This window comes from Bacillus sp. mrc49 (assembly GCF_002803435.1).
This window is the reverse complement of the sequence record NZ_PHNG01000795.1, coordinates 1-3,337: the sequence shown is the minus strand read 5'-3', so window position 1 is coordinate 3,337 and position 3,337 is coordinate 1. Positions and strand designations below refer to the sequence as shown.

5 protein-coding genes are annotated in these 3,337 nt (G+C 44.1%); all 5 read right to left on the bottom strand.

Going from position 1 to position 3,337, the window contains the following annotated elements; genetic code table 11:
• Positions 1–192 (bottom strand): Na+ dependent nucleoside transporter N-terminal domain-containing protein (locus CVN76_RS25620; protein ID WP_332850681.1); only part of this gene is annotated, 192 nt, incomplete at its 3' end.
• Positions 193–452: 260 nt separating this feature from the next.
• Positions 453–905 (bottom strand): hypothetical protein, encoded by a 453-nt coding sequence (locus CVN76_RS25615; protein ID WP_100533560.1) that lies wholly within the window; start codon positions 903–905, stop codon positions 453–455.
• Positions 906–1,012: 107 nt separating this feature from the next.
• Positions 1,013–2,251 (bottom strand): sensor histidine kinase, encoded by a 1,239-nt coding sequence (locus tag CVN76_RS25610; protein ID WP_100533559.1) that lies wholly within the window; start codon positions 2,249–2,251, stop codon positions 1,013–1,015.
• Positions 2,252–2,261: 10 nt separating this feature from the next.
• Positions 2,262–2,933 (bottom strand): response regulator transcription factor, encoded by a 672-nt coding sequence (locus CVN76_RS25605; RefSeq protein ID WP_100533558.1) that lies wholly within the window; start codon positions 2,931–2,933, stop codon positions 2,262–2,264.
• 110 nt (positions 2,934–3,043) lie between these two features.
• A partial coding sequence (locus CVN76_RS25600) for an ABC transporter permease (protein ID WP_157805803.1) occupies positions 3,044–3,337 on the bottom strand: 294 nt, incomplete at its 5' end.

The window sequence follows — 3,337 nt, the reverse complement described above, 5'->3', positions numbered from 1 at the left end:
GCCAAATCCATCGGCAATCGAATTGATGATCACTAACCCGAACTTCGTATTTAATAAAAGATAAGTCAAAATAAGCTGAATGATCACCATGAAGATAATCGGTTTAATTTTAACTTTCTTTCGGTCACTACTCACTAATAAAGCTAGTCCAAAAACAATAAGCAGTCCTAAAATAGCAATCAGAAATTTCATATTCTGCCTCCACTAAGGTGAATTTAATGTTCGTGCATTAATAGTAGGGTACCCTCAAAAAATTTATGCAAACGTTTTCTCTTTCATCCAAAATAGTTGTACGTACCTCTTTAGAACTATATATTAAACTAATTTATTTTGAAGTGCAATCATTATTTCTCATTCAAAAATGGCAATTAGTTACATGTGTGATTTTCTCAAAACAAAAAGAAAGGTCCCTTCTCGAGGAGCCTCCCTGTTTATGAACTTCTTTACCATTTTCAGGCTGCCGTCTTTCTCGTCATTATCGCCGTCGCAATGCCAGCTCCCCCGATCAGAAGGATGATGATGGATGTTGCCAAGCCGCCTGCCCCTTGATAAAAATCGATGTATTCACGAGCTAGAGAATTCCCGCGCTGGAAGCCTCCGCCGCCTGACATCTCTTCTTTTGTCCTGCTGCCATCAGCCCACCCTTGTGGAGGCGTCCCCAAATTGCCGCTTGCATCATTTGACGCGGTTTCGTCAGCCTCACCTGCGGATTCACTGCTCTTGGACGAATCGCCAGATGCCCCCGTGCCGCGATCTGCAGGCTGCCCCGCCATCGCTTGGCCATTCATGGGCATATTGTCGCTACTGTCGACAAACATCATGATCCCCATTACTGCTTGAACGATTAAAAGAAAAAATGCCACGATCGCAATTAAAAAACGCATCTTACCAAGTTTATTCACCATTGATGATTCTCCTTTGCCAAAAGAAATGGATTACTGATAGACATTATCTAAAAAGACCCTTAATTTTTCCTTAAGCAGCACGGAATGGGTTAGGTATTTCAGCCGTCTTACATTTTCTTTTGGTTTCTCGGAAAAATGATTTCAAAACGAGTGCGTACATTCTGTTCACTCGTAACCTTGATGTTCCCTTGATGTGCTTGTACAATCCATTTGGCAATGGATAGCCCTAAACCGGAGCCCTCATTTGCTGAACGGGATTGCTCCACTTGATAAAACCGGTTAAAAATCAAGGGGAGTTCTTCCTGTTGCATTCCTATTCCATTATCTTCAACGGCAAGGATGATCGACGCTGCATTCTTGATGCAGGAAAGCGAAATCTCCCCGCCTTCCTCCGTGAACTTCATCGCATTATCGACCAGAATCACCAACAGCTGATGAATCCTTTCTTTATCCCCATGAAACACCACCTGTTCAGGAGCATGGCTAACGATGGTTTTTTCTTGAAAAGAAGCTATATCAGTATACTGTTCCACGATATCCATAAGTAAGTCGTCGAGAAAAAAATTCGCTTTATTCACCTGCACCTGATTCGAATCGGTCCTGGTCAAGGTCAAAAGTCCGTTAACAAGCTTATTCAAGCGGCGGACTTCCTTTGAAATGATCGATATATCGACGGCTTTTTCCTCGATTGTCGCGTTCGGTGATTGGAATAACAAATCAGCCCTTGATTGTATGACGGCAAGCGGTGTGCGGATTTCATGCGAAGCATCCGAAACAAACTGCTGCTGTTGATCCCATGAGCGTTTTACCGGAATAAGGGCCCGTCCTGCCAATAGATAGCCGGCTCCAACTGCCACCAAGCTGCCAATGCCCCCGCCAACAAACAATATGAGCAGCAGGCGATCTAGCATATCTTTTTCGGAATCGACATTCCTGATGAATTGTACGATCAACTCCCCGTAATCCGTATCGACCTTGGTGGAAAGGGCGCGATACGTGTAGCCATTCACCGGGAGTTCTTCAATCTCGTCAAATTTTTCAGGGTGGAATTTCGATTCATTGACCTTGAAGAAATCGTCCACGCTAAGTCTAGGCTCTATGATCGTATCTTCAGGTCCCCAAACGATGACGCTCGGACCTGGTCCCAAGAGGAACTCGCCTTGCGGCCGGCCTCCTGGCATGCCTCCATTGATGAAGCCCCTGTAATCCTTTTTCAGCGAATCATTGACATCCCTATAGATTTGATTTTCCGTATAGAAATAAATCGTTCGGCTTAATATGGCTATCAAGACAATAAAGACGATAGAATTCAATAATGTTAGTTGAAGTCTTGTTTTTTGGAACATAATGATCCCCTTATGGTTGTTTTAGCATATAACCAATGCCCCTGACGGTTTGAATGTCCTTATGGTAATTGTAAGGTTCCAGCTTTTTCCTAAGATGATGGATGAACACTTCGACTATCGCAATCGTCGTATCCGAGTCGAATCCCCAAATGCGGTCGAAGATTTGCTCCCGGGTCAATATTTTTCCGTTGTTTTGAATGAGGTACTCCAATAGTTCGTACTGCTTCAAGGTCATTTTGATGACCTTGCCATCAACTGAAATATCCTTTTCTTTTTCCAGCAATTCGATTCCACGGTACTTCACATGCTGCGAAAGCGTTATGATGCCGCTTCGGCGAAGGAGGGCGCGGATCCTTGCCTTAAGCTCCGGTGCCTGGAACGGTTTGACTAAATAGTCATCACCGCCCATCTCAAGCCCTCTGACACGATCCTCAAGGCCATCCTTTGCCGTCAAAAACAAAACGCTTGTATCGATTTTTGCTTCCCGGATGTTTCGGACGATTTCGAAGCCATCCATTCCCGGAAGCATCACATCCAATAAAATGATATCGTAAATGCCTTGCAGGGCCATGAATAGCCCATCCTCCCCGTTAGTCTCTGTATCGACTTCATATTCATCGGCCAAAATTTGCCGGATTGATTCCAATAATGAAGCATTATCTTCCACCACCAAAATCTTCATGAAGAGTTCCCCCCTGACCGTTTCACCTGCTATTTATGTTGATTTTATCCTTTTTCATATACAAAAGAAAGCGGGCATATTCCTAGCCGCTTTCTTTATAATTTGTATGTTCACTCGTGCCGCAGTGCCTGGATTGGATTCAATTTCGATGCCTTATTGGCAGGGAATACGCCAAAGACAATCCCGATCAATATCGAGAATAAGAAGGCAGACACTGTCACCGACCATGAATAACTAATCGTTAATGTTGAAAAAGCTGAAATCGACCTTGCGATTCCGAATCCAATTGCCACTCCCAACAATCCCCCTAGGCAGCTCAAGACGACCGCTTCAATTAAGAATTGCAGAAGGATCGATTTCCGGTTTGCCCCGATTGCCTTTCGGATCCCGATTTCCTTCGTCCT